Origin of the sequence: Caulobacter sp. 1776, assembly GCF_040545685.1 — a bacterium.
Classification (GTDB): Bacteria; Pseudomonadota; Alphaproteobacteria; order Caulobacterales; family Caulobacteraceae; genus Caulobacter.
The window spans coordinates 136,649-161,607 of record NZ_JBEPMI010000008.1 but is presented as its reverse complement, the minus strand read 5'-3'; the positions used below and the strand labels follow the sequence as shown (position 1 = coordinate 161,607).

20 protein-coding genes and 2 tRNA genes are annotated in these 24,959 nt (G+C 67.1%); 15 read left to right on the top strand and 7 right to left on the bottom strand.

Annotated features, from left to right (window positions below):
• Positions 1-4: 4 nt before the first annotated feature.
• From ABIC66_RS21435 to ABIC66_RS21415, 4 genes are all read left to right on the top strand, one after another.
• The gene (locus ABIC66_RS21435) at positions 5-895 is read left to right on the top strand and encodes a nicotinate-nucleotide--dimethylbenzimidazole phosphoribosyltransferase (protein WP_354072954.1); all 891 of its coding nucleotides are present in this window, start codon (positions 5-7) and stop codon (positions 893-895) included.
• Between the two features lie 151 nt (positions 896-1,046).
• Positions 1,047-2,261 (top strand): acyl-CoA dehydrogenase family protein, encoded by a 1,215-nt coding sequence (locus ABIC66_RS21430; protein WP_354072953.1) that lies wholly within the window; start codon positions 1,047-1,049, stop codon positions 2,259-2,261.
• Positions 2,262-2,390: 129 nt separating this feature from the next.
• Positions 2,391-3,530 (top strand): acyl-CoA dehydrogenase family protein, encoded by a 1,140-nt coding sequence (locus ABIC66_RS21425; protein ID WP_354072952.1) that lies wholly within the window; start codon positions 2,391-2,393, stop codon positions 3,528-3,530.
• Between the two features lie 480 nt (positions 3,531-4,010).
• Positions 4,011-4,148 (top strand): hypothetical protein, encoded by a 138-nt coding sequence (locus tag ABIC66_RS21415; RefSeq protein WP_354073276.1) that lies wholly within the window; start codon positions 4,011-4,013, stop codon positions 4,146-4,148.
• An 83-nt stretch (positions 4,149-4,231) separates the two neighbouring features.
• Here the strand turns inward: ABIC66_RS21415 and ABIC66_RS21410 are convergent, their stop codons facing one another.
• Both ABIC66_RS21410 and ABIC66_RS21405 read right to left on the bottom strand, forming a co-directional pair.
• Positions 4,232-4,558 carry a DUF8200 family protein gene (locus ABIC66_RS21410; protein WP_354072950.1) on the bottom strand — a complete coding sequence of 109 codons (327 nt, stop codon included), beginning with the start codon at positions 4,556-4,558 and terminating at the stop codon, positions 4,232-4,234.
• Between the two features lie 102 nt (positions 4,559-4,660).
• Positions 4,661-5,269: an LOG family protein gene (locus ABIC66_RS21405; RefSeq protein WP_354072948.1), complete on the bottom strand. Its 609-nt coding sequence runs from the start codon at positions 5,267-5,269 to the stop codon at positions 4,661-4,663.
• Positions 5,270-5,341: 72 nt separating this feature from the next.
• On the opposite strand from ABIC66_RS21405, the gene ABIC66_RS21400 reads away from it, so the two are divergent.
• The 3 genes from ABIC66_RS21400 to ABIC66_RS21390 are packed head-to-tail and all read left to right on the top strand — an operon-like array spanning position 5,342 to position 8,520.
• Positions 5,342-6,163: a hypothetical protein gene (locus ABIC66_RS21400; RefSeq protein ID WP_354072946.1), complete on the top strand. Its 822-nt coding sequence runs from the start codon at positions 5,342-5,344 to the stop codon at positions 6,161-6,163.
• Positions 6,079-8,022 (top strand): ABCB family ABC transporter ATP-binding protein/permease, encoded by a 1,944-nt coding sequence (locus ABIC66_RS21395; RefSeq protein WP_354073274.1) that lies wholly within the window; start codon positions 6,079-6,081, stop codon positions 8,020-8,022. Before ABIC66_RS21400 ends, ABIC66_RS21395 begins: the two co-directional genes overlap by 85 nt.
• Positions 8,023-8,082: 60 nt before the next feature.
• Complete coding sequence (locus ABIC66_RS21390) at positions 8,083-8,520, top strand: VOC family protein (RefSeq protein ID WP_354072945.1); 438 nt, start codon at positions 8,083-8,085, stop codon at positions 8,518-8,520.
• Positions 8,521-8,526: 6 nt separating this feature from the next.
• On the opposite strand, the gene ABIC66_RS21385 is transcribed toward ABIC66_RS21390, so the two are convergent.
• Complete coding sequence (locus tag ABIC66_RS21385) at positions 8,527-8,946, bottom strand: hypothetical protein (protein WP_354072943.1); 420 nt, start codon at positions 8,944-8,946, stop codon at positions 8,527-8,529.
• 180 nt (positions 8,947-9,126) lie between these two features.
• On the opposite strand from ABIC66_RS21385, the gene ABIC66_RS21380 reads away from it, so the two are divergent.
• From ABIC66_RS21380 to ABIC66_RS21370, 3 genes are all read left to right on the top strand, one after another.
• The gene (locus ABIC66_RS21380) at positions 9,127-9,831 is read left to right on the top strand and encodes a glutathione S-transferase N-terminal domain-containing protein (protein WP_354072941.1); all 705 of its coding nucleotides are present in this window, start codon (positions 9,127-9,129) and stop codon (positions 9,829-9,831) included.
• A gap of 218 nt (positions 9,832-10,049) precedes the next feature.
• Positions 10,050-10,124: transfer RNA gene (locus ABIC66_RS21375), tRNA-Asn, on the top strand.
• A 212-nt stretch (positions 10,125-10,336) separates the two neighbouring features.
• Positions 10,337-10,411 (top strand) — tRNA-Asn (locus tag ABIC66_RS21370).
• Between the two features lie 115 nt (positions 10,412-10,526).
• Here ABIC66_RS21370 and ABIC66_RS21365 read toward each other — a convergent pair.
• Together ABIC66_RS21365 and ABIC66_RS21360 are read right to left on the bottom strand one after the other, a co-directional pair.
• Positions 10,527-12,689, bottom strand: a complete 2,163-nt coding sequence (locus ABIC66_RS21365) for an amylo-alpha-1,6-glucosidase (protein ID WP_354072940.1) — start codon at positions 12,687-12,689, stop codon at positions 10,527-10,529.
• Positions 12,690-12,704: 15 nt separating this feature from the next.
• Entirely contained in the window at positions 12,705-13,778 is a 1,074-nt protein-coding gene (locus ABIC66_RS21360; RefSeq protein ID WP_354072938.1) for a glycosyltransferase family 4 protein, read from the bottom strand.
• Positions 13,779-14,349: 571 nt separating this feature from the next.
• Between ABIC66_RS21360 and ABIC66_RS21355 the strand changes: the two genes are divergently transcribed.
• From ABIC66_RS21355 to ABIC66_RS21340, 4 genes are all read left to right on the top strand, one after another.
• Positions 14,350-14,922 carry a protein-L-isoaspartate O-methyltransferase family protein gene (locus ABIC66_RS21355; protein ID WP_354072936.1) on the top strand — a complete coding sequence of 191 codons (573 nt, stop codon included), beginning with the start codon at positions 14,350-14,352 and terminating at the stop codon, positions 14,920-14,922.
• A gap of 123 nt (positions 14,923-15,045) precedes the next feature.
• Positions 15,046-16,494, top strand: coding sequence for a TolC family outer membrane protein (locus tag ABIC66_RS21350; protein ID WP_354073272.1), 1,449 nt, complete (start codon positions 15,046-15,048; stop codon positions 16,492-16,494).
• Positions 16,495-16,623: 129 nt separating this feature from the next.
• Entirely contained in the window at positions 16,624-17,163 is a 540-nt protein-coding gene (popZ, locus tag ABIC66_RS21345; RefSeq protein ID WP_354072935.1) for a pole-organizing protein PopZ, read from the top strand.
• Positions 17,164-17,290: 127 nt separating this feature from the next.
• Complete coding sequence (locus ABIC66_RS21340) at positions 17,291-20,011, top strand: valine--tRNA ligase (protein ID WP_354072933.1); 2,721 nt, start codon at positions 17,291-17,293, stop codon at positions 20,009-20,011.
• Positions 20,012-20,069: 58 nt separating this feature from the next.
• Here ABIC66_RS21340 and ABIC66_RS21335 read toward each other — a convergent pair whose 3' ends face one another.
• Entirely contained in the window at positions 20,070-21,305 is a 1,236-nt protein-coding gene (locus ABIC66_RS21335; protein ID WP_354072931.1) for a serine hydrolase domain-containing protein, read from the bottom strand.
• A gap of 232 nt (positions 21,306-21,537) precedes the next feature.
• Between ABIC66_RS21335 and ABIC66_RS21330 the strand changes: the two genes are divergently transcribed.
• Positions 21,538-23,301, top strand: coding sequence for a class I adenylate-forming enzyme family protein (locus ABIC66_RS21330; RefSeq protein WP_354072929.1), 1,764 nt, complete (start codon positions 21,538-21,540; stop codon positions 23,299-23,301).
• A gap of 103 nt (positions 23,302-23,404) precedes the next feature.
• Here the strand turns inward: ABIC66_RS21330 and ABIC66_RS21325 are convergent, their stop codons facing one another.
• Positions 23,405-24,892 (bottom strand): amidase, encoded by a 1,488-nt coding sequence (locus ABIC66_RS21325; protein WP_354072927.1) that lies wholly within the window; start codon positions 24,890-24,892, stop codon positions 23,405-23,407.
• Positions 24,893-24,959 lie beyond the last annotated feature (67 nt).

The window sequence follows — 24,959 nt, the reverse complement described above, 5'->3', positions numbered from 1 at the left end:
CCCCATGACCTTCGAGACCGCTTCCCCGTTCGCCGATATCCGTCAACTCGCCGTCTCGCCGCCTGCGCCGGGGCCATCCCCGACGCTGGAGCAGGGCGGGCGGCTGGCAGAGATCTCGGCCTGGCTGACCGCCTGGAGCGGCAAGACCCCGCCGGCCGTCAATCGGCCGGTGATCGCCCTCTACGCCGGCGCGCGCCAGGGTGTCGGCCCGCGCGGCTATGCTCGTGATCGCCTGGAGGTCATCGCTTCGGGCGGCGCCACGGTTTCGCGTCTGGCCGGCGTGCAGGGCGCCGGGTTGGAGGCCTTCGACTTGGCCATCGACCGCCCGTCGCCCGATTCCGTCGCCAAGGCCTCGATGAGCGAGAAGGAAGCCGCCGCCACCATCGCTTTCGGCATGGAGGCCCTGGCCAAGCAGCCTGACCTGCTGATCCCCGGCGTCATCACCGCCGAGCCCGCTCGCACCGCCGCCGCCGTCTGTCTGGCCCTTTTCGGCGGCGAGGCCTCCGACTGGTCCGACGACCCCGAGCCGGTGGCCGCCGCCGTCGCGCGGGCCAGATCAGAGGGCATGGGCGAAGATCCGCTCGAGATCCTGGGCCAGCTGGGCGGCCGCGAGACCGCCGCCGTGGTCGGCGCCATCCTGGCCGCCCGCGTCCAGAAGGTGCCGGTGCTGCTGGATGGCTACGCCGCCTGCGCCGCGGCCGCGATCGTTCGCGCCATCGAGCCTGCCGCGATCGAGCATTGTCTGGCGGCGCATGTCACCCCCACGAAGGGCCACGCCCGCGTGCTCGAAATCCTCGACAAGCGGCCGCTTCTGGCGCTCGATACGGTCGACGAGGAAGGGGTCGGCGGCGCCTCGGCCCTGGCGCTCGTCAAGCTGGCCTGCGAGGTCCGCTAGTTGGAATTTCGAGGGTGTAAGTGAACATAGATCATATTCACTTCCGTTGACGCTAACGTCATCTTTCCAAACGCCCGTTCGACATCTATCGTGGCCGCCGAAACGCAAATAACGGCCTCCTTCAGAGAGGTCGGCTGAACGGGAGCTCGCCATGAATCTCGACTTCTCGCCCGAGGACCTCGCCTTCCGCGACGAGGTCCGCGCCTTCATCGCCGAGAACTATCCGGCGGGCCTGCGGGAGAAGCAGGAGGAGGGCGAGGAGATGGCCAAGGAGGACTTCCTCTCCTGGCACCGCGTCCTCGCCAAGAAGGGCTGGGTGGCCCCAGCCTGGCCGGAGAAGTACGGCGGCCCAGGCTGGACCTCGGTGCAGCGCTACATCTGGTCGGAAGAGACCGCTCGCGCCGACTGCGTGCCGATCCTGCCGTTCGGCATCAACATGGTCGGACCGGTGATCTACACCTTCGCCACGCCGGAGCAGAAGGAGCGGTTTCTGCCGCCGACCCTGTCGGGCGACATCTGGTGGGCCCAGGGCTATAGCGAGCCGGGCGCCGGCTCCGACCTGGCCAGCCTGAAGACCAAGGCCGAACGCTTCACCGGCGACGACGGCAAGGAATACTACCTGGTCAACGGTCAGAAGACTTGGACCACCCTGGCCCAGCATGGCGACTGGATCTTCTGCCTGGTCCGCACCGACCCGACCGCCAAGATCCAGGAAGGCATCTCGTTCCTGCTGATCGACATGAAGTCGCCCGGTGTGACCGTGCGCCCGATCATCACCCTGGGCGGCGAGCACGAGGTCAACGAGGTCTGGCTCGAGAACGTCAAGGTGCCGGTCGAGAACCGCATCTACGAGGAAAACAAGGGCTGGACGTGCGCCAAGTTCCTGCTGGCCCACGAACGTAGCGGCATCGCCGGCGTCGCCCGCTCCAAGCGCGGCATCGAGCGCATCCGCCAGATCGCCTCGGCCGAGCTGTCGGACGACGGCGAGGCTCTGATCAAGGACCCGATGTTCAAGCGCAAGGTCGCCGAGCTCGAGATCGACCTGACCGCGCTGGAATATACCGAGCTGCGCACCCTGGCCGGCGAAGCGGCCGGCAAGGGGCCCGGTCCGGAATCGAGCGTGCTGAAGATCAAGGGCACCGAGATTCAGCAGCGGATCACGGAGCTGGTGCTCGAGGCCGCCGGCCACTATGGCGCGCCGTATTTCCGGGGCTTCCCGAAAGACGGCGACAACGCCCATCCGATTGGCCCCGACTTCGCCCACCGCGCCGCGCCGACCTATTTCAACGTTCGCAAGACGTCGATCTACGGCGGCTCCAATGAGATCCAGCGCAACATCATCGCCAAGATGGTGCTGGGGCTCTAGGGGGCCTGATCTGTCATCCCGGACGCGCCGGAGGCGCGATCCGGGACCGCCAAACTCATCGACCTTGAAGGTCCCGGCTCTCCGCTACGCTGCGGCCGGGATGACAAAGAAAAGAACGGAAACCCAGGGATGGATTTCAACTTCACCGAAGAGCAGTCGATGGTCCGCGACACGGTCGCGAGCTTCCTGCAGGACAAGTACGACTTCGAGACCCGCCGCAAGATCGTCAGCTCGGACGCCGGCTGGCGCGCCGACTACTGGAAGGCCTTCGCCGAGGAACTGGGCATCCTGGGCGCGCCGTTCTCGGAAGAGTTGGGCGGCCTGGGCGGCGGCGCCATCGACAACATGATCATCATGGAAGAGTTCGGTAAGGCGCTCGTCATCGAGCCTTACCTGGGCACGGTCGTCATCGGCGGCGGCTTCATGAAGCACTCGGGCTATGCGGGGGCAGCCTCTGTGATCGAAGGTATCGTTGGCGGGACCGCCACCATCGCCTTCGCCTATGCCGAGCCGCAGGCTCGCTACACCTGGCAGGACCTGAAGACCACGGCCAAGAAGGACGGCGCGGGCTGGACCCTGAATGGCCACAAGGCCGTGGTCGTCGGCGCGCCGTTCGCGTCGCACCTGATCGTCACGGCCCGTACGGGCGGCGCCCAGCGCGACGCCGGCGGTGTCGGGGTGTTCCTGATCGACAAGAACCTGCCCGGCGTCGTCACCCGCGACTACCCGACCGTCGACGGCAACCGCGCCTCGGAAGTCTATTTCGAGAACGTCTCGGTTCCGGCCGACGCCCTGATCGCCGAGGATGGCCTCGCCCTCGTCAACCAGGTGATCGACGAGGCGACCGCCGCCGTCGGCGCCGAGGCCGTGGGCGTGCTGCGCAAGCTGCACGAAGGCACCCTGGACTATGCCAAGCAGCGCAAGCAGTTCGGCACGACCATCGCCAACTTCCAGGTGCTCCAGCACCGGATGGTCGACATGTTCATCGAGGTCGAGCAGTCGGTGTCGATGACCTATATGGCCACCATCAAGGTCGACGAGAGCGCCGCCGAGCGCGCCAAGGCCATCTCGGCCATGAAGGTTCGCATCGGCCGCGCCTGCAAGTTCGTGGGCCAGAACGCCATCCAGATCCACGGCGGCATGGGCATGACCGACGAGCTGGCCATCGGCCACTACTTCAAGCGCGCCAGCCTGATCGAAGGCCTGTTCGGCTCGGTCGATCACCATCTGAAGCGCTACGAATCCCTGTCGTTCGACGCCGCCGCGTAGAGCCTGTCCGTTTCTGATGGAACCATCAGAAACGGATAAACAGGCTCTATCTCAAACATTTAGAGCGTGGCGAGCGCCGAAACCGCTCACACTTTCGGCTGCCACGCTCTAGTCGGCGCACGGACTAACCGGGTCAAGATGGACAAGCCGCCTGCGTCACGCCGACGCGGGCGGCTTTTTCTTGCGCGGCCGGCGGGAGCGGGGACGCGGAACGCGCTCAGGGGTTGCGGTGGCGAGGCCAGGCCGCGCAAAGCCTTGCAGCGTTTCGGTTTGCGGAAAAGTGCGCCGTATACGGATTAAAATATTCAGCAAATTCAGTAGGCTGCGACCGGATCGTCCGCAGGCTGATATGATCCTTATACGGATTATTTTGGCTTGCATGGCGGGGCGATGAGCGCATGCTTGGCCATGACGCGCTGACGACTAAGAGGGTGCAAGCCCCTGTAAGCCGCGCGCGTCTCCTGGTCCTAACGGCTATATCTGGGAGACGCCGCCATGAACGTATCGAAGATGAACCACGCGATGTTCTCGTTCGCCCTGCTGGGCGGCATGCTGGTCGGAGATCGGCCGAGCTCGAAGCCGCCCAAGTCGTCGTCCGCGAAGTCTGGACGGAAGTAAAAGCGTAAGGGTCCCACGCCCCGAAAAAAGAGGCCTCCGCCAGGCGACTGGCGGAGGCCTTTGCTTGTGCCGCTGCTGAGAGCTCAGCTCTTCGGCTTGGCTGCGGTGTTGCAGTCGACGATTGCGGCGTCTTCCAGCGGTTCGCCGCGATAGTTGAACGCGGTCAGTTCACCGAGTTGGCCGGCCAGCTTGCGGCAGGCGCGACCCACGGGCAGGGCCCGGACCTTGGTGGCGGTGCAGACATCGGCCTTGCAGCGCCAGACCGAGCCGTCTTGGATGAAATGATCCGTTGAGACGGGGGTCTTCAGCTTCAGCCAGGCGCCTTCGCTGTCGGCGGCGAAGGCGGGGCCGGCCAATAGGCCAGCCATCAGGGCGCAGGCCGTCAGGCCCGCGTTAAAAGCGGTACGCATTCCTTAGTCTCCTATCCCCGCGCCGGATGGGAGTTCCGGCGCATGAGCGCACAGGGTTCGATGAACCGTGCGCTCGAAGGGATAGTGCGTCTCTTTTGAAAACTAAGTCAACTGTCGAAGCGCGGCTGGAGCGCCTGTCTGGTAGATTTCTTCATCCCAGGCCAGCAGGGTGGGGGTGACGTCCTCGGCCTTTTCCACCGCCCGCCAGGCGTCGGCTAGCGTAGGCGGCGTCAGGCGCGCGTCGATCGTGTGACGGATCAGCTCGAACAGCGGGTCCCAGAAGCCGCCGGGGTTATGGAACACAATCGGCTTCTGGTGAAGATCTAAACGGCGCCAAGATAGCAATTCGACGATCTCTTCCAGCGTACCGATGCCGCCGGGAAGGACGACGAACGCGTCCGAGCGTTCGAACATCATCATCTTTCGCTCGTGCATATTGTCGACGATGACGGTCTCGACGTCGTCGAACGGCTGCTCGCGGCCGCGCAGGAAAGTAGGGATGATGCCCAGCACCGCGCCACCGGCCGCGTGAGCGCCGCGCGCCGTCGCGCCCATCAGGCCGACGCCGCCGCCGCCATAGATCAGCTTCAGGCCCGCGCGGGCGAAGCTGGCGCCAATGTCGTGGGCGTCGGTGATGTAGCGGGGATCAGCGTCGTTGGACGAGCCGCAGTACACGCAGACGGACGCCAGGCGCCTAGACTCGTCGGGCATCGTCGTCCACTCCACACAAGACTTAAGGCGCGCGGGCTCGCGCGCTTCGGGTTTATCCCTATTTGAGGCGGCATGATCAGGATTCGTTTCCGGGCTTTCAAGGCGCCGATACTCGTGGCGGGACTAGCCGCCTCGGTGCTCGCGGCCTGCGGACCGGACGCGCCGGGCGCGACCAAGGCCGCCGATAAGCTCGACAGCGCCGAAGCCGGCTATCTGGCGCCGCCCGCCTTGGAAAGCGCCCAGCTGACCGGCAACCGAATCGTCCTGGTCGGCCAGGGCGCGCCCGACTCCGACATTCGCCTAGGCTCGCCTACCGGCGAGGCGGTGATCGGCCGGGTCGACGCGTTCGGGCGTTGGAGTCTCGCCGTCCCCAACGAGCCGGGCGCGCGTCTGTTCGGGTTGTCGACGACACGGGACGGCCGAACCGTCCAGGCCGAGGGCTATGTCATGGTCGCCGAGAGCGGCGAGGTCGCCTTGTTGCGCGCCGGTGGCGGGGCGCGGCGTCTCGCGGCAGGATCCGGCTCGCCACGCATCCTGGCCGTCGATGTCGACCGCGAAGGCGGGGCCGTGGTGTCGGGCGTGGCCGCGCCGGGCGCTGGCCTGAACATCCGGGTCGACCGCGTCACGCGGGGCGGCGGCCGCACCGATGATGACGGCCGCTTCTTCATTTCGCTGAGCGACTCACTCTCGAACGGTCCGCATGACATTCAGGTCGGCGGCGACGGCGGCGAGGATGGGGTGACGATCGTCACCTCGCCGGCCGCGCCTTTGGTCTATGGACCCGTCCGGGCCGACCGGACGCCCATGGGCTGGCGGATCGACTGGATGACCCCAGGCGGCGGCGTCCAGACCACCCTGTTGATCGGCCCCAGCACGATGGGGGCGAGTCGATGAGGGGCATGGGGGCGGCGTCCTCGGCCAGCCGCGCCGCCACGCCCGGCGCGGTCGCCAAGTCCGACCAGCCGGTGCGCTTCTGGAGCGCGATGGGGGACTTGATCCAACTGGTCCTGCGCTCAAAGGCGCCCGGCCTGCGCTGGCGGGTGACCGTCGCGCTGATCCTGACCTTGTCGGGAAAGGCGCTGGGCGTGCTGGCCCCGCTGATGCTGGGCAAGGCGGTCAACCAGCTGTCGGCCGGGCAGGGCGCCGCGGCCGCCGTCACTTGGGCCTTCGCGGGCCTCGCGGGAGGATGGGCGCTGATCCGCTTCGTGTCCGCCGCCGCCCCGCAGGCGCGCGACGCGGTTTTCACGCCGGTGGCCCAGGCGGCCCAGAACCGGGCGGCCGTCGAAACCTTCTCGCACGCGCTGTCGCTGTCGATCGACTTCCACCAGTCCAAACGCACGGGGTCGCTATCGCGAGTGATCGACCGGGGCGCGCGGTCGATGGACTTTTTGCTGCGCGGTCTGGTCTTCAACGTCGCGCCGACCGGCGTCGAACTGATCATGGCCGCGATCGTCCTGGCCAAGGCCTATGACTGGCGGTTCGCGGCCGTGGCCCTGGTGACCGTGGCGATCTATGGCTATGCGACCTTCGCCATTTCGGACTGGCGGATCGGTCACCGGCGCGTCCTGAACGAGGCCGACGCCGAGGCCGCCGGTCGCGCGGTCGACGCCCTGCTGAACTACGAGACCGTCAAGTCGTTCGGCGGCGAGGCGCGGGCGGTGTCGGGCTATGGGCGGGCCCTGGACATCTATGGCCAGGCGCAGGTCAAGGCGACCAATTCGCTGAACCTCCTGAACGTCGTCCAGTCGGCGGTGATGAGCCTGGGCCTGGGCGGCATGGCCGTACTGGCCGGCGCCGAGGCCGCGGCCGGCAAGATCGGCCCGGGCGATGTGACCGCCGTCGTGCTGATCCTGATCAATCTCTACGCCCCGCTGAACATCCTGGGCTTCGCCTACCGCGAGATCCGCCAGTCGCTGATCGACATGGAGGCGATGCTGGAGCTGCGTCGCCAGACCGCCGACATCGCCGACGCGCCGGACGCCCGGGACCTCCCGCCTTGCGCCGACCAGCGCGGCGGCGCGGTGGCCTTCGAGGGCGTCTCGTTCCGCCACGGCGCGCGGTCGGAAGGTCTAGCCGACGTCTCCCTGACCGTCGCGCCGGGAACCACCATGGCCATCGTCGGCCCCTCGGGCGCGGGCAAGACCACCTTGGTGCGCCTGGCCCTGCGAATGATCGACCCGCAGGCCGGTCGCGTGACCCTGGACGGCCACGACCTGCGCGACCTGAAGCAAGCCTCGCTGCGTCGAGCGGTGGCCCTGGTGCCGCAGGACGTCGCCTTGTTCAACGACACCCTGGCCGCCAACATCGCCTTCGCGCGGCCCGAGGTCGGCGAGGCCGAGGTCTGGGCGGCGGCCGAGGCGGCGGAGCTGGGCGAGTTCATTCGCAACCTGCCCGAGGGGATGGCCACCAAGGTCGGCGAACGCGGGCTCAAACTCTCCGGCGGCGAGCGTCAGCGGGTCGGCATCGCCCGGGCCCTGCTGGCCGAGCCGCGCGTGCTGATCCTGGACGAGGCCACAAGCGCCTTGGACAGCCGCACCGAGGCGGCGATCCAGGCGACCTTGCGGCGCGCGCGGGCTGGCCGCACGACGCTAGTGGTGGCCCACCGTCTGTCGACCATCGCCGACGCCGACGAGATCGTCGTCCTGCGGCGCGGCAAGGTGGTCGAGCGGGGCCGCCACGAGGCCCTGTTGGAAGCCGGTGGCGAGTATGCGGCACTGTGGCGGCGCCAGACCCGCGAGCGCGAGCCGGTTTAGGGGATTGCTGGTCGCGGACGGGCGGCTATATCGATCGCGACCTTTCCGAGGAGCTTCGTCTTGCGCTATCTGCACAGCATGGTCCGCGTCCGCGATCTGGACGCCTCGCTGCGGTTCTATTGCGAGGGCCTGGGGCTCCAGGAGATGTACCGCATGGAGAACGAGAAGGGGCGCTTCACCCTGGTGTTCCTGGCCGCGCCGGACGACGTCGACCTGGCCAAGGATCGTCGCGGCCCGATGGTCGAGCTGACCTACAACTGGGACGACGAGGACTACGGCGGCGCCCGCAACTTCGGTCACCTGGCCTATCGCGTCGACAATATCTACGAGACCTGCCAACGCCTGATGGACATGGGCGTGACGATCAACCGCCCGCCGCGCGATGGTCACATGGCCTTCGTCCGCTCGCCGGACAACATTTCGATCGAGCTGTTGCAGGAGGGCGACCTGCCGCCCGCCGAACCGTGGATCTCGATGCCCAACATCGGCGCCTGGTAGAGGCGCTCAGCCCTGTGTTTCGCCCGCCAGCTCCTGCAGGCGACGGCGGGGAGCGTCGGCGATGGCGGCCCAGAGCACGCGGGCCAGCTCGATGCGGTAGGCCGTCGCATAGCCGGTGACGAACGGCGAACGGCCGCTGCCGGGCGTCTCCCTGTTCAAGGCGTCGACCAGGGCCTGACGGACACTACGCGCCTGGGCGTCGTAGGCGGGACCTGGCGCGGCGATCTTCCGGTCGATCTCCAGTCCGGCGTGAACAGCGGTGGCCACGAGCGCGGGCAGGTTCGAGAAGTCGGCGTTGGAGGTCGTCTGCATCAGGAAGCTGGGCTTGGTGGTCCCGGTTCCGACCTTTTCTTCGGTCAGTTCGAAGTCCATCGCCGCCACGACTCGTTGCAGCGTTTCCGGCCAATGGTCGTCTGCGGTGGTCATGATGAAGCCTCTAGCCCCCCCGGGCGTCTTGTAGCTCTCCGGATAGCGATGTTCGCGCGCGGATCAATCCCACGAATTGTCGCTTCCCCGATTTGAGCGCGCGACGGTCCTGGAAATCGACGACCGGACACTCCAAATGCAACCGGCGCCGTTGCGCGCGTTGAAAACGAGGGTTCCCGCATGCCGGATCTGTCCGTCTTCCCGATCACCCAGCGCTGGCCGGCCCAGCATCCCGACAAGATCCAGCTGTATTCGCTGCCGACGCCCAACGGGGTGAAGGTCTCGATCATGTTGGAGGAGACGGGCCTGGCCTACGAGCCGCACATGATCGACATCGGCAAGGACGAGACCTGGGGACCGGAATTCCTGTCGCTGAACCCGAACGGCAAGATCCCCGCGATCATCGATCCGAACGGTCCGGGCGGCAGGCCGCTGGGCCTGTTCGAGTCCGGCGCGATCCTGGTCTATCTGGCCGAGAAGACCGGCCAGTTCCTACCGGCCGACCCGGCGGCGCGCTACGAGACCTTGCAGTGGGTGTTCTTCCAGATGGCCGCCATTGGCCCGATGTTCGGCCAGGTGGGTTTCTTCCACAAGTTCGCGGGCAAGGACTACGAGGACAAGCGGCCGCGCGATCGCTACGTCGCCGAATCCAAGCGCCTGTTGGGCGTCCTGGAAGGCCGTCTGGCCGACCGGACCTGGATCATGGGCGACGACTACACCATCGCCGACATCGCCACCCTGGGTTGGGTGCGCAACCTCGTGGGCTTCTACGGCGCCGGCGAACTGGTCGAGTGGGCGTCGCTGAAGCACGTACCACGCTGGCTGGAAGCCGGCCTGGCCCGGCCGGCCGTGCAGCGCGGCCTGGAGATTCCCAAGCGCCCCTGAAGATAGCGCGCGCCGCCTGCGACCTTTTGGCGCCCATGCGCGAAATTAAGGTCTGATTAACCATAAATCGCCGATTTTCCCGGTGTCTTCTTTGAAGGCGCACCACCATCACTGACTTTCCACAGCCCGGTCGCAAGCCGGGCTGTTTTTTTGAAATTCGGTGCTTGCATCGCCCCGGGGAGGCGGCTATCACCCGGCCTCTTCTGAGAGCGACCTGTTCCGCGGTAGCTCAGTGGTAGAGCAGCCGGCTGTTAACCGGCTGGTCGTAGGTTCGAATCCTACCCGCGGAGCCACTCTCTTTCGGACGGCGATTGGTCTAGACGTGACTATCGCAAATCTCGCGGGTGCGAGATCTAATCCAAAATTTCCAGAGACCTTGACCATGACGGCCGGCCCATGGCGTCGGCTCGCCAGCCCGTGCGACGGATCGTCAGGCAAGGGGCGTCTTGGCTTGCATCGACTCGACGGGGCGGCTATTAGGCGGCCTCTTCTGAGAGCGACCTGTTCCGCGGTAGCTCAGTGGTAGAGCAGCCGGCTGTTAACCGGCTGGTCGTAGGTTCGAATCCTACCCGCGGAGCCACTCTCTCTGCAGACGGCGATTGGCCTAGACAGGCTATCGCAAGTCTCGTGGGTTCGAGACCCGATCCAAAACTTCAGCGGAACTTGGCCTGGCCATACGGCGCGACGATGCGTCCTCAATCCCACGATGGCCGCGAACGAATGATCAGGGGCACGTCGCCTTCGGCGCGCACCGCGACCCGTTCGCCCTGGCGCTCGAAGATCAGATCGACGGTCTGCGCGCCGACCCGTAGACGCTCGACGCGCAGCCGGTCGATGCCGATAGGCAGGCGTGGATCCACCAGCACGATTTCGCCCCGCTCGGCGTCAATGGTGATGCCGAGGCAAGCTTGCAGCATCATGAACACCGACCCTGCCGCCCAGGCCTGCGGCAGGCAGGCGACTGGGTAGGCCACCGGCGGCTCCCCAGGCGAGCGCGGGAAGCCGCAGAACAGCTCGGGCAGACGCATGCCCATGCGGCTGGCGGTCTCGAACAGATCCGCGGTCAGCTTCACGACGCCATCGCGCTCGCCGTAGCGGGACAGGCCCATGACGCAGAGCGCCGTGTCGTGCGGCCAGACCGAGCCGTTGTGATAGCTGATCGGATTGAACCGCGCCTCGCCCGTGGCCAGGGTGCGCACGCCCCAGCCAGAATTGAAGCCGGCCGAAAGCAGCTGGTCGCTGACCTTGCGGGCGCGCTCTGGCGAGGGCAGGCCACAGAACAGCAGGTGGCCGGGATTGGACGACAGCACCCGGCACAACTGACCCTGGCCGTCGACGGCGATGCCGTAGAAGGCCCGGTCTTCCATCCAGAAGAGCTTCTCGACCTTCTCGCGCAAGGCGTCGGCCTTTTGACGCCAGACCGTGGCCTGGACATTCTCGCCCCGCCGCTCGGCCAGGCGGGCCATGCCGCGATAGGCGGCGAAGGCGTATCCCTGCACCTCGACCAGGGCGATGGGGCCGGAGGGGTACCGGCCATCCGTGTGGAAGACCGAGTCTTCGCTGTCCTTCCAACCCTGGTTGGACAGGCCGCTGTCTTGGCCTCGGGCGTAGTCGATCAGGCCGTCGCCGTCGCTGTCGCCGTCGTTCTCGATCCAGTGCATGGCCTGCTCCAGCGCGGGCCACAGTTCGTCGATCAGCTTGTCGTCGCCGGTCCGTTCCTGGTAGGCGCCAGCCAGGGCCACGAACAGGGGCGTTGTATCGACCCCGCCGTAGTAGCGGCCGAACGGCACCTCGCCGAGCGCCGGCATCTCGCCTTTGCGGGTCTCGTGCATGATCTTGCCCGGGGCGCTGTCGCGGAAGGCCGAGCGCTCTTGGGCTTGATGGGCGGCGAGATAGCGCAAGACGCCTTTGGCCAGGGAGGGCTCGAACCACAGGATCTGCCAGGCGGTGATGATCGCGTCGCGCCCGAAGGCGGTCGAGAACCAGGGGATGCCGGCATAGGGATAGGGGCCGGTCTCCATCTTGGTGGTTAGCAGGGCCAGGTCCGCTCGTGACTTGCCCAGCCACTCGTTGAACAGCCGGCCGGAACTGTGCAGGCGCGCGCCGTGCCTGCGGCGGGCGCGCATGTCCCAACGCGCGTGGGCGGCGGCGTCCCGGAAGCGCTCGCGGCTAGGCGTGTGGCCGTCGGTGATGCCGATTTCGATATAGAGCTCGGTCTCGCCCTCGGCTTGAAGGGAGAACATGAAATCGGCCTTGTGCGGGCCCAGACGGAAGGGCGCGTCCGAGAAGGCGATGAACGAGGAGCGTTCCACGCCGTCCAGGCCGATATAGCTGTAGGCCACGCGCCGACCGTCAACGTGCGGCGGCCCCTTGACGCCCCGTTTGGCGCGATGCGTGCCGCGCACTTCGAACATGTCCCGGAAGTCGGCGTCGAACTCGAGGGTCATCGGCAACAGCACGGTGTCGCGGCTGTAGTTGACGCAACGGATCCGTTCGAACAGGCGCTCGCCCCACAGGAAGCGCTTCCGCTCGATGTGCAGCACGCCTGGCGGTCCCATTGGCCCGCCGGGATAGGGTAGGGCCTGGTTGGTGCCGTTGCAGGTGAAGAAGACGTTGTCGTGCGCCACCGCCGCCGACAACAGGGACGGCGCGCGACCGCCCAGGCTGAGGCGATAGAACGACAGGATACGGGTGTCGTTATGGAAGAGCCCGTCGCCCTGGCCGGCGATGTCGCCGAACTGGTCGGCGACGATGAACGTATCCTTGTCCTTGAGGGCATAGAGATTCTGCGGCGCGCGGACTTCCGCCGTCACGCCGTAGTCGACCGGTGCGTCCAGCGCCGGCGCGAGATTCTCCATAGCCCCTCCTTCAAGTCATGCGCTTGCCGCGAAATCGACCAAGGACGGGTAGACAGCGCCGCCGTGACACAGCCGCTCGTAGAGCGCGACGTAGCGGCGGGCCATCGCCTCGGACGAGAACCGTTCCTCGAAACGCGCGCGGACTTGTTTTCGATCCAGGGTTTGGACGCGAAGAATGGCGTCGGCCGCTTGATCGTCGTTGTCGACGATGAAGCCGGTCAGGCCGTCGTCGATCACCTCGGGCACCGATCCGCAGCGATAGGCCACCACGGGCGTGCCGCAGGCCATGGCCTCGATCATCACCAGGCCGAACGGTTCGGGCCAATCGATCGGGAAGAGCAGCGCGTCCGCCCCGCCGAGGAATGCCGACTTCTGATGATCGCCGATCTCGCCGACGAACTCGATCAGCGGATCACCATTGATCATCGGCTCGATCTTGCCCTCGAAATAGGCCTTGTCGGCCGGGTCGACCTTGGCGGCGATCTTCAGGCGCTTGCCCAGTCGCTTGGCCAACTTGATCGCTCGGTCCGGCCGCTTCTCGGGCGAGATGCGGCCCAGGAAGGCCAGGTAGCCGTCGCTCTTTTCCGAGAACTGGTAGATGTCGGCGTTCATGCCGTGATGGACGGTGCCGGCCCAGTTGGCGAAGGGTAGGGGACGGCGCTGATCGTCGCTGATCGAAACCAGGGGAAACTGCGGCCAACGTCGGTAGACGTCGGGTAGGTCCTTCAGGTCGAGGCGTCCGTGCAGCGTGGTCAGGGTGCGTTCGGCGCGATCGGCGAAGAACGGGAACTGCACCATGTCGGTATGGAAGTGGACGACGTCGAACTCGTCGGCCAGGGCTCGCACCTCGGCGATCTGGGTGAGGTGGGCGGCCAGGTCCGACTTCAGCGGCGCGGGATCCAGGCGAATGGCCTGGTCGCGGACGGAAATGAGTCGGGCCTTGGTCTGGGCTTCGGCGCTGGCGAACAGCGTGACGTCGTGGCCGAGGCCGACAAGGGCGTCGGTCAGGTGCGCGACGACACGCTCCGTGCCGCCGTAGAGGCGCGGGGGAACCGCCTCGTAGAGGGGGGTGACCTGGGCGATCTTCATGGACGGACCTTACGGATTGGACTGGAACGCGGCGCGGGTCCGCTCCAAATCAGTTCCGTCGGCCGTGATTGGTTCCGCAGATCGCCTTGGTCCGGCCTTATTGGGACGCGGAGCGACGCGCGAGGCGCTCTTGGCGTTCGCGTTCCTCGCGTTGGTCACGCTGCTTGCGACGCCAGCGGCTGTACGCACGGCGCACGCGCTCGTCGAACCAAGGCAATAAATAGATCAGCACCAAGACGCCGATCGCGCCCGCGATCACCACTCCCGCGCTATGCATTGCAATTCCCCACGAAGCCTACTGTTCGGGCTTCCTCCCCCACCGCCAGCTTCACCGGCGATATCCGCATATTCACCATAAGCCCGCCTCGATCAATCGACGTTACGTGACAGTGCTTCCCCCTAGTCTAATCGCCATGCTTTTGGTCTTTTTCAGCATGCGGCCGTGAGTTGATGACGCTTCTAAGGCCTTATGGCGCCCCTTGGCGGGCGTTCGCGCCTTCCGATCGCATTGCGTTTGCCCGAGCGGCGGACCTATAAGCCTGCTCGAAAGTCCAGTCCTTCGAGGGATTCCATGAGCACCGACTTCGCCGCCGCGCGGCTGAATATGGTCGAGAGCCAAATTCGCACCGCCGATGTCACCGATCTGCCGTTGCAGGACGCGTTGCGGGTGGTGGCGCGCGAGAGCGTCGTTCCGGCTTCGAAGGCCTATCTGGCCTATGCCGACGCCGACGTCGAATACGCTCCCGGCCGCTGGCTGTTGCGTCCGCGGGAAGTGGGCAAGCTGCTCCAGGCTCTGAAGCCGCGGGAGGGCGAGCGCGCCCTGGCCATCGCCGCGCCCTATGCGGCGACCGTGCTGGAGACGATGGGCCTGTCGGTCACCCGCCTCGAAGGCGACGATCTGAAGGCCGTTCCGGCCGGCGCCTATGACGTGATTATCTGCGAAGGGGCCGTGGCGCTGGCGCCGAAGGCCTGGCAGGACGCCCTGGCCGTTGGCGGCCGGCTGGGCGTCGTCGAACGCACTGGCCCGGTGGGCCGCGCGGCGATCTATCTGCGCGCCGACGACGGCGTCGGCCGTCGCCAGGCCTTCGACGCTTCGCCGCCGCTGCTGGCGGGCTTCGAGGCCGAGACCGGGTTCAGCTTCTAAGCGTCGTCCGTTGGCGCCCGTCGCAACGTCTGCGTGAAAAAAGCTTAACTGGCGGCGTCTGGCGGTCCGACTTACACGCGATCATATTGTGGCAGGCGCGAGCTTCGCGTGATTGGGGATAGAATCTTGATGTCGAACCGTCGACGGGCCGGATTGCTGGCCGCCGCGTGCAGCGCGAGCCTGATGGCCGGCGTGTTTTCCGCCGCCCACGCGGAGACTCTGGCCGACGCGATCGCCCTGGCCTACCAGACCAATCCGACGCTGCAGCAGCAGCGCGCCAGCACGCGCATCACCGACGAAGGCGTGGTCCAGGCCAAGACCGGGTTCCGCCCGACGGTCAGTGGCGTGGCCGACATCACCGGCTCGAACACCAATCCGCCAACGGGCCCGGACATCAAGGTCGCGGGCAGCAGCGCCACCGTCTCGATCAGCCAGCCGCTCTATACGGGCGGTCGGGCCAGCGCCAATCTGAGCGCGGCCGAGGCCGACGTGCTGTCCGCCCGCGAGGGTTTGCGCTCGGTCGAGCAGAGCGTGCTGGTCAATGTCGTTCAGGCCTATGTCGACGTTCGCCGCGACCAGGAACGTCTGCGCATCGCGAAGGAAAACGTCGCGGTCCTTCAGCGTCAGCTTGACGAGTCGAACGCGCGCTTCGATGTGGGCGAGATCACCCGCACCGACGTCGCTCAGTCGCAGGCGCGTCTGGCGGCCGCCAAGGCCGGCCTGTCGGCCGCCCAGGCCCAATTGGAAGTCAGCCGCGCCGGCTACGCCGCCATCGTCGGGCAAACGCCGGGCGAACTGGCGCCGGAGCCGACCCTGGCGGGCCTGCTGCCGAGCACCGTCGACCAGGCCTTCGAAGCCGCCCAGACCACCAATCCGGGCGTGACCTCGGCCAAGTACAGCGAGCAGGCCGCCGCCGCCCGCGTGGCCGTGGCCAAGGCCGGCTACCGCCCGACGGTCTCGGCGCGCGCCTCGCTGGGCTACGGCGCGGATCGCACCGCCGGCGTGGGCAGCCAGTTCGACGATTACAGCCGTACCTTGTCGGGCGGAATCACCGCGTCCGTGCCGATCTTCACGGGTGGTTTGACGACGTCGCAGGTCCGCGCCGCCAACGAGCGCGAGAACGCCGCCCGCAGCGCCACCGAAGGCGCCAAGCGCACGGCGATCCAGCAAGTCTCGAACGCCTGGAGCAATCTCTTGGCCTCGCGCGCCGGTCTGATTTCGAACGAGGAGCAGGTCCGCGCCACGCGCATCGCCTTCGAAGGCGTGCGTCAGGAGCAGCAAGTCGGCCTGCGCACGACCTTGGACGTCCTGAACGCCCAGCTGGAATTGTCGAACGCCGAACTGGCCCTGGTCGCCGCCCGCCGCGACGAGTACGTGGCCAGCGCCGTGGTGCTGCAGGCCATGGGCCAGCTGGACGTCAACAAGCTGTCCTCGACCACGACCGCCTACGATCCCAAGGTCTCCTATAGCCGCGTGACGCACAGCATTGGCTGGGTGCCGTGGGAGCCGGTGGTTCAGGCGATCGACAAGGTCGGCGCGCCCTCGACCGCCCCGCGCGGCGGCTCGAAATAGGCTTCGCGCCGCGTCGATTCCGCCCAGGCGTGGACTTGCGCTTGCTTAACGCGCGCAAGTCTGCACCATCGCGGCGAAGCGTGCCCCCGGGCGCGCAAGGATTCGTACCTCTTTACGACGGCCCCGCACATGTCCGATCAGAGCTCTCAAGAACCGACGATGGAGGAGATCCTCGCCTCCATCCGGCGCATCATCTCGGAGGATGACGCGCCGGCGGAGCCTGCGGCCGAGGCGGCCCCGCCGCCGCCCGAACCCGAGCCTGAGCCCGAGGCGTTCGAGGACGACGTCCTGGAACTAACCGATCCGATCGCGCCTGAGCCGGAGCCGGAACCCGAGCTGCCGCCGCTGGAAAGCGTCGGCGATATCGACGTCTATTCGCCGCCGGCGCCCGAGCCGGAACCGGCCCATACCGCGCCGCCGCCAGTCTTCGACCGTGACGATGTGGCGGACAAGCTGGTTGGTGATCACGCCTCGACCCTGGCCGCCAGCGCCTTCGGCAGCCTGAGCTCGGCGCTGCTGATGCCCAAGGACGCTCGGACCCTGGAAGACGTGGTGCGCGAGCTGCTGCGCCCGCTGCTCAAGGAGTGGCTGGACCAGAACCTGCCGCGCATCGTCGAGACCAAGGTCGAGGAAGAAGTGCAGCGGATCGCTCGCGGCCGCGGCGTCTAAGCGCTCTTCCAGACCCGGAAAATCAAGGCGGTCGCCGCGGCGGCCGCCTTTTTCGTTCCAGAATCCTTCAGAAAACCAAGGCCCGGCGGTTTCGCGCCGGGGCCGCAGATGGCATATCCGCTCCGCCATGCTCGATAAGACCTTCGATCCCAAATCCGTCGAACCCCGCCTGTACGCCGCCTGGGAGGCCTCCGGGGCCTTCAAGCCCAGCGAGGATCCGAACGCCGAACCGTTCGTCATCGTGATCCCGCCACCGAACGTGACGGGCTCGCTGCACATCGGCCACGCGCTGAACAACACCTTGCAGGACGTGCTGACCCGGTTTCACCGCATGCGCGGCAAGGCCGCCCTGTGGCTGCCGGGCACCGACCACGCGGGCATCGCCACCCAGATGGTCGTCGAGCGCCAGTTGGCCGCCGCCGGCAATATCGGCCGCCGCGACCTGGGCCGCGAAGCCTTTGTCGACAAGGTCTGGGAATGGAAGGCGGAGAGCGGCGGGGCCATCACCAATCAGCTGCGCCGCCTGGGCGCCAGCTGCGACTGGTCGCGCGAGCGCTTCACCCTGGACGAGGGCCTCTCAGCCGCCGTCCGCAAGGTGTTCGTCCAGCTCTATAAGCAGAACCTGCTTTACCGCGATAAGCGCCTGGTCAATTGGGACCCGCAGTTCCAGACCGCCATTTCCGACCTCGAGGTCGAACAGAAAGAGGTCGACGGCGCCTATTGGCACTTCGCCTATCCGCTGGCCGACGGCGTGACCTACCAGCACCCGGTCGCCTTCGACGACGAGGGCAAGCCGACGGAATTCGAAACTCGCGACTACGTCGTCGTGGCCACGACCCGCCCCGAGACCATGCTGGGCGACACCGGCGTCGCCGTCCATCCGACGGACGAGCGCTACAAGGGCCTGGTCGGCAAGTTCGTGACCCTGCCGATCGTCGGCCGTCGGATCCCGATCGTCGCCGACGACTACGCCGATCCGACCAAGGGCTCGGGCGCGGTGAAGATCACCCCGGCCCACGACTTCAACGACTTCGGCGTCGGCAAGCGCGCCGGCCTGGAAGCGATCAACATCTTCACGGCCGAGGCCAAGCTGAACGAGACCGTTCCGGCCGAGTTCGTCGGCATGGACCGTTTCGTCGCGCGCAAGGCCATCGTCGCGCGCGCCGAGGAAGAGGGCTGGCTGAAGGAGATCGAGAAGACCAAGCACATGGTCCCGCACGGCGACCGCTCGGGCGTGGTCATCGAGCCGTTCCTGACCGACCAGTGGTATGTCGACGCCAAGACCCTGGCCCAGCCGGCCCTAAAGGCCGTCGAGACCGGCGACACGGTCTTCGAGCCCAAGCACTGGGAAAAGACCTACTTCGAATGGCTGCGCAACATCGAGCCGTGGTGCGTGTCGCGCCAGCTCTGGTGGGGGCACCGCATCCCGGCCTGGTTTGGTCCGGAAGGCTCGATCTTCGTCGAGGAGACCGAGGAAGAAGCCTATGCCGCCGCCCGCGCCAAGTTCGGCGCCGATGTCGTCCTGAACCGCGACGAAGACGTCCTCGACACCTGGTTCAGTTCGGCCCTTTGGCCGTTCTCGACCCTGGGCTGGCCTGAAAAGACCCCGGACGTCGCGCGTTTCTACCCGACCAGCACCCTGGTCACGGGCTTCGACATCATCTTCTTCTGGGTTGCCCGGATGATGATGATGGGCATCCACTTCATGGGCGAAGTTCCGTTCAAGCAGGTGTTCATCAACGCCCTCGTCCGTGACGAGAAGGGCGCCAAGATGAGCAAGTCCAAGGGCAACGTGATGGATCCGCTGATCCTGATCGACGAGCTGGGCTGCGATGCGGTGCGCTTCACCATGACGGCGATGTCGGGTCAGGCGCGCGACATCAAGCTCTCCAAGCAGCGTATCGAGGGCTATCGCAACTTCGGCACCAAGCTGTGGAACGCCTCGCGCTTCGCCCAGATGAACGAGTGCGTCCGCGTCGAGGGCTTCGATCCGGCGACGGTCCAGCAGCCGATCAACAAGTGGATCCGCGGCGAGACGGTCAAGACCGTCGCCGAGGTCACCAAGGCTCTGGAAGCCCCGGCCTTCGACGAGGCCGCCGGCGCGCTGTACCGCTTCGTCTGGAACGTGTTCTGCGACTGGTACCTGGAGCTGGCCAAGCCGATCCTGAACGGCGACGACGCGGCGGCCAAGGCCGAGACCCGCGCCACCGCCGCCTGGGCGCTGGATGTGATCCTGAAGCTCCTGCACCCGGTTATGCCGTTCATCACCGAGGAGCTGTGGGACAAGACCGCCGAATTCGGTCCGGCCCGCGACAGCATGCTGATCTCGGCTCGGTGGCCTGAGCTGCCGGAAAGCTGGATCGACGCCGAGGCCGAGGCCGAGATCGGCTGGCTGGTCGAGACCGTCGGCGAGATCCGCTCGATCCGCGCCGAGATGAACGTGCCGCCGTCGGCCAAGCCGGGCCTCAGCATCGTCGGCGCCGGCGCGGAGACCAAGGCGCGCCTGGCCCGTCACCGCGACCTGCTGCTGACCCTGGCGCGCTTGGACAGCCTCCGCGAGGCCGAGACCGCTCCGACGGGATCGGTCCCGATCGTGATGGGCGAGGCGACCGGCGCGCTGGCCATCGCCGACTTCATCGACCTGGCCGCAGAGAAGGCGCGCCTGACCAAGGAGATCGCCGGCCACGTCGGCGAGATCGAGAAGACCAACAAGAAGCTCGGCAATCCCGACTTCCTGGCCCGCGCCAAGGAAGAGGTCATCGAGGAAAACCGCGAACGGCTCGCCGACGCGGAAGCCGCCAAGGCCAAGCTCGAAGCGGCGCTGGGGCGGTTGGAGTCGGTGGGCTAAACGCTCGCGACCTGGAAAAAGGAAAGGGCGGCGTCTCCTCTGAGCGCCGCCCTTTTTTCTACCGCCCGTACACCGCGTCCCGCAGTTGCGTCGTCACCGGGCCGTTCATGCCCTCGAAGGCGGTGTTGGTCATCAGCACCACGGTCAGGCCGTTCTTCTTGTCGATGAACCAGTTGTGGCCATAGACGCCGCCCCAGGCGAGCGTGCCGGCCGCCTGCGGGGTCTTGGCGACGGCCGGATCGTCCAGCACCGCCCAGCCATAGCCAAAGCCCCAGCCGGGCCCTTGGGTGGCGGCCTGTGGGCCGGTGTGGTCCTTCATCATCTCGGCGACCGTCGAAGCCTTCAGGATCGGCGCGCCGCCTTTCCGGATCGTCTCCAGCAAGGTCAGCACGTCACCGGCCGTGCCGACCATGCCCGCGCCGCCAGACGGGAATTCCTCCGGATGCGTCGCGCGGCTGGGGGCGAAGCGTACGGCGGTCGGGCCAAGCGGGACCTCTTGATTGTCGGTGATCTTGCTCGGCGCTGGCTGTGCGTTGGCGTAGGGCGTGGCGAGGCGGGCGGGAGTCTTGGCCAGGAAGCCGGTGTCCTTCAGACCCAGAGGCAAGGTCACGGTCTCGGCGACGACCTCCGGCAGAGGCTTGCCGGCCGCCTTCTCCATCACATCGCCCAGCACGTCGATGGCGACCGAATAGCGCCAGGCCGAACCCGGCGCGAAGGCCAGCGGCGCCTGGCCGATGCGGCGAACGTTCTCGTCGAGGCTGATGCCCGATAGATCGATGCCGTCGGAGACACCGAGCGCGTGGTACGGGTGCGACGGCGCCTCGGCCAGGCCGTAGGTCAGGCCGGCGGTATGGTCCAGAAGCTGACCGATGGTGATGACTGGCGTGGTTCCGTCGGCCAGCTTCGGCTTGAAGTCCGGCAGGTACCTGGTCACCGGATCGTCCAGCTTGATCTTGCCCTGCTCGACCAGCCGCATCAGGGCGGCGCTGACGAACGGCTTGGTCACCGACGAGAAGCGGAAGACCGCGTCCTCGGTCATCGGCCGGTTGGCCTCACGGTCGGCCAGACCGGCGGCGCGGTGATAGACCAGCCTGCCGTCACGGGCGACCAGCACGACCGCGCCGACGAGACGCTGCTCGGCGATCGCTGCGTCGACGACCTTGTCGATCCGCGCTTTCAGGGCCGCGTGGGGGGCGACGGCAAGAGCGGCCTTGGCCTGGGGCGCGGCGCCGGCGCCGGGCGCGGCCAGGGTCAGGGTGAGGGCGCTAGCCAGGCCGGTGAACAGGAGACGCATCGATTCTATTCCTCGAATCGCGGACGAACCGCGCCCGTGAGGGCATGTGAGATCGCCGAGCGCCAGCGCAAGAGCGGTGGTCGTGACGTCGCGTAACTTCGTTATCCACGGCTCTAACTTATCAATGTTCTCTTTGGATCAAACGTACGTTTGCATCCAGCTTCCGGCTGTGCTCTGTCTTCATCGAACGCGCTCGCTCAACAAGGCGCGACACCATACCGGGAGAGTAAACATGACCCAGGCCGCCCCCCAAGCCGCGCCCAAGCCCGCGCCGTGGCCGGCGATGTCCGTGCAGCAGGCCTACGCGCTGATCACCGCCCCCGGAACGCCCGGCGAGATGGAGGAGGTCGAGATCCGGGGCGTCAAGACCCGGACCTGGAAGAACGCGCCTCCGACCCTGCGCGACACCGTCCTGATCGGCCGGGCCCATGGCGAGAAGATCTTCCTGGTGCACGAGGACGAGCGGGTCAGCTTCGAGGCGTTCTATCGCGCCGTGACCGTCTTCGCCGCCGAACTCGCGGCCAAGGGCGTGCAGAAGGGCGACCGGGTCGCCATCGTCATGCGCAACTTGCCTGAATGGCCGGTGGCCTTCTACGCGGCCGCCTCGCTCGGCGCGATCGTCACGCCGCTGAACGCCTGGTGGACGGGTCCTGAGCTGGAGTACGGCCTGATCGATTCCGGGGCCAAGACGCTGGTCGTCGACGTAGAGCGCTACGAGCGGTTGACCGAGCATTTTGACAACTGTCCCGAACTAGAGCGCGTCTATGTCAGTCGCTCACGGGAAGAGATCGCTCATCCCTACGTCACCCGTCTCGAGACCGTGATCGGCTGTCCAAACGACTGGATCAAGCTGGACGAGAAGCCGATGCCGACCGTGGCGATCGCTCCGGACGACGACGCGACGATCTTCTACACCTCGGGCACCACGGGTAAGCCCAAGGGCGCGATCGGCACCCATCGCAACGTCAACAGCAACATCTTCGCCGCCGCCGCCGCCGGGGCCCGCAGCTTCCTGCGCCGCGGCGAGGCTCCGCCCCAGCCCGATCCCAGCCTGCCTCAGAAGGGCTCGCTGATCTCGGTGCCTTTCTTCCACGCCACCGGCTGTTTCGCGGTCCTGAACCCCTCGCTGTTCGGCGGGGCCAAGCTGGCCATGATCCGCAAGTGGGACCCGGAAAAGGCGATGCAGCTGATCCAGGATGAGCGTCTGACCCAGATGGGCGGGGTGCCGACCATCGCCTGGCAGATCATCGAGCATCCCAACCGCGAGAAGTACGACCTGTCGTCGATCGAGGCCGTGGCCTATGGCGGCGCGCCGTCGGCGCCGGAGTTGGTGCGCAAGATCAAGGAGATCTGGCCCAAGGCTTCGCCGGGCAACGGCTGGGGCATGACCGAGACCTCGGCCACGGCCACCTCGAACTCTGCCGAGGATTACGAGAATCGTCCCGACAGCTGCGGCCCCGCCGTGCCGGTCACCGACCTGAAGATCATGACCGTCGAGGCGCCGTACCGCGAACTGCCGATCGGCGAGGTCGGCGAGCTGTGGTGCAAGGGACCGCAGGTCGTGCGCGGCTACTGGAACAAGCCCGAGGCCACGGCCCAGACCTTCATCGACGGCTGGGTGCGCACGGGCGACCTGGCGCGTCTCGACGCCGAGGGCTTCTGTTTCATCATCGACCGCGCCAAGGACATGCTGATCCGCGGCGGCGAGAACATCTACTGCATTGAGGTCGAGAACTGCCTCTACGACCATCCGGCGGTCATGGATGCGGCCCTGGTCGGCATCGAGCACAAGACGCTGGGCGAGGAGCCGGCGGCGGTCGTGACGTTGAAGCCGGGCGCCGAGGCCACCGAGGCCGAACTGCGGGCCTTCGTCGCTGACCGCTTGGCCGCCTTCAAGGTGCCGGTGAAGGTGGTGTTCTGGCACGAGACGCTGCCGCGCAACGCCAACGGCAAGATCATGAAGAACGAACTCAAGAAGGTGTTCGTCGAGGGGTAAGGCCTCGAAAGTTGTCATCCCGGCCGAAGAGCCGGGACCGCCACGGGCACCGCGCCTCCGGCGGTCCCGGATCGGCCTTCGGCCGTCCGGGATGACAAGCGGATCAGGCGCTGACGGGCGGTCTCTTGTGGGCCCACGGCGCGGCCGCCTCCAGCTGATAGGCCAGCCCCAGCAGCGTGGCTTCGCCACCCGCGCGGCCGGCGATCTGGACGCCGACCGGCAGACCGTCGGCCGTCCAATGTAGCGGCACGCTCATGGCCGGAGCGCCGGCGACGTTCTGCACCGGGGTGTAGCCGACATAGGCCATCAGCCGGGCCTGCAGTTCCTCGAACGGAACCCAGCCGGCGACATAGCCCAGCTCGACCGGCGGCAGGCCCAGCACGGGCGAGAGGATGACGTCGTACTTGGCCAGCCAGGCGTCGTAGGCGCCGATGGTGGCGTTCAGGCGCTGCAGGGCGGCGGGCAGGGCGCCTTGCGGCAGCTTGTTGACCAGGTCTGCCATGCCCAGGCTGAACGGCTCCAGCACGCTCGTATCGGGCTTGCGGCCGATGGCCTTCCCGATGCCGTCGACCAACTCGGCCGCGCCGCTGGCCCACAGCACGGTGAAGTCCTGACCAAACTGGCCGCCGTCCATCGGCCAGGTCGTCGGCTCGACCTTGTGGCCCAGGTCCTTCAGCAGCTTGGCGGCGTTGTTGACGGCGGCCTGAACCTCCGGATGGGGCGTCAGGCCCGTGCCGGTGTTCATGACCAGGCCGACCTTCAGCGTCTTCTTCAGCGGCTCGGTGATCACGCCGATCGGCTTGAACGGCGCGCCGGTGTCGGTGCGCTCGGTGGCGGCGAACAAGATGGCAGAGTCGCGGACGCTGTGGGCGACGCAATGCGACACCGACAGGTCGATGCCGCGGTTGGCGGGGCGGTTCAGGATCATCCGGCCGCGCGAGGGCTTCAGGCCGAACAGGCCGCAGTTCGACGAGGGGATGCGGATCGAGCCGCCGCCGTCACTGGCGTGGGCGATCGGCACGATGCCGGACGCGACGGCCGCCGCCGCCCCGCCGGACGAACCACCCGAGGAATGCGTGGTGTTCCAGGGATTGCGGGTCGGCAGAAAACCCATTGGCTCGGTCGTCGGCAGGAAGCCGTATTCCGGCGTCGCCGACTTGCCGATGGTCACGAAACCGGCGGCGTCGAACGCGTCGATATAGGCGGTCTGAGTCGTCTCCGGCTTGGCGCCGATACTGGCGCGCGTGCCGTAGCGGGTGCGCACGCCCTTGTACGGATCCAGGTCCTTGACCAGGAACGGCACGCCGGCGAACGGACCCGAGACCTGACCGTTCTTGGCCTTGGCCAATGCGCGGTCGAAGTCGGAATCGACCAAGGCTTGGACTTGGGGCTGCAGCGCCTCGGCCTTGCGGATGGCGTCCTCGACCGCTTCGACGGCGCTGATCTCCTTGCGGCGGATGCGGCCGGCGATCTCGGTGGCGTCGGGTGTCCAGGGCGGCGGCGCGGCCGAGGTCTTGGGCTTGGCGAAGGCCGATGGCGCGGCCGCGATCGCGGCGGAGGCGGCCATCAGGCCGCGGCGGCTGAAACGCATTGAAGTCCCTCCCAATGGGCCGACGTCTGGCGCGCCGGTGATCACTGTTCAGTTGAACCCGAAGAGA

Excerpts from the sequence above, each read along its gene's own strand:
- ABIC66_RS21325 (WP_354072927.1), bottom strand. The coding sequence starts at position 24,892 with ATGCGTTTCAGCCGCCGCGGCCTGATGGCCGCCTCCGCCGCGATCGCG.
- ABIC66_RS21435 (WP_354072954.1), top strand. The coding sequence starts at position 5 with ATGACCTTCGAGACCGCTTCCCCGTTCGCCGATATCCGTCAACTCGCC.
- ABIC66_RS21340 (WP_354072933.1), top strand. The coding sequence starts at position 17,291 with ATGCTCGATAAGACCTTCGATCCCAAATCCGTCGAACCCCGCCTGTAC.
- ABIC66_RS21380 (WP_354072941.1), top strand. The coding sequence starts at position 9,127 with ATGCCGGATCTGTCCGTCTTCCCGATCACCCAGCGCTGGCCGGCCCAG.
- ABIC66_RS21335 (WP_354072931.1), bottom strand. The coding sequence starts at position 21,305 with ATGCGTCTCCTGTTCACCGGCCTGGCTAGCGCCCTCACCCTGACCCTG.
- ABIC66_RS21365 (WP_354072940.1), bottom strand. The coding sequence starts at position 12,689 with ATGGAGAATCTCGCGCCGGCGCTGGACGCACCGGTCGACTACGGCGTG.
- ABIC66_RS21410 (WP_354072950.1), bottom strand. The coding sequence starts at position 4,558 with ATGCGTACCGCTTTTAACGCGGGCCTGACGGCCTGCGCCCTGATGGCT.
- ABIC66_RS21355 (WP_354072936.1), top strand. The coding sequence starts at position 14,350 with ATGAGCACCGACTTCGCCGCCGCGCGGCTGAATATGGTCGAGAGCCAA.
- ABIC66_RS21425 (WP_354072952.1), top strand. The coding sequence starts at position 2,391 with ATGGATTTCAACTTCACCGAAGAGCAGTCGATGGTCCGCGACACGGTC.
- popZ (WP_354072935.1), top strand. The coding sequence starts at position 16,624 with ATGTCCGATCAGAGCTCTCAAGAACCGACGATGGAGGAGATCCTCGCC.
- ABIC66_RS21385 (WP_354072943.1), bottom strand. The coding sequence starts at position 8,946 with ATGACCACCGCAGACGACCATTGGCCGGAAACGCTGCAACGAGTCGTG.
- ABIC66_RS21405 (WP_354072948.1), bottom strand. The coding sequence starts at position 5,269 with ATGCCCGACGAGTCTAGGCGCCTGGCGTCCGTCTGCGTGTACTGCGGC.
- ABIC66_RS21330 (WP_354072929.1), top strand. The coding sequence starts at position 21,538 with ATGACCCAGGCCGCCCCCCAAGCCGCGCCCAAGCCCGCGCCGTGGCCG.
- ABIC66_RS21400 (WP_354072946.1), top strand. The coding sequence starts at position 5,342 with ATGATCAGGATTCGTTTCCGGGCTTTCAAGGCGCCGATACTCGTGGCG.
- ABIC66_RS21430 (WP_354072953.1), top strand. The coding sequence starts at position 1,047 with ATGAATCTCGACTTCTCGCCCGAGGACCTCGCCTTCCGCGACGAGGTC.
- ABIC66_RS21360 (WP_354072938.1), bottom strand. The coding sequence starts at position 13,778 with ATGAAGATCGCCCAGGTCACCCCCCTCTACGAGGCGGTTCCCCCGCGC.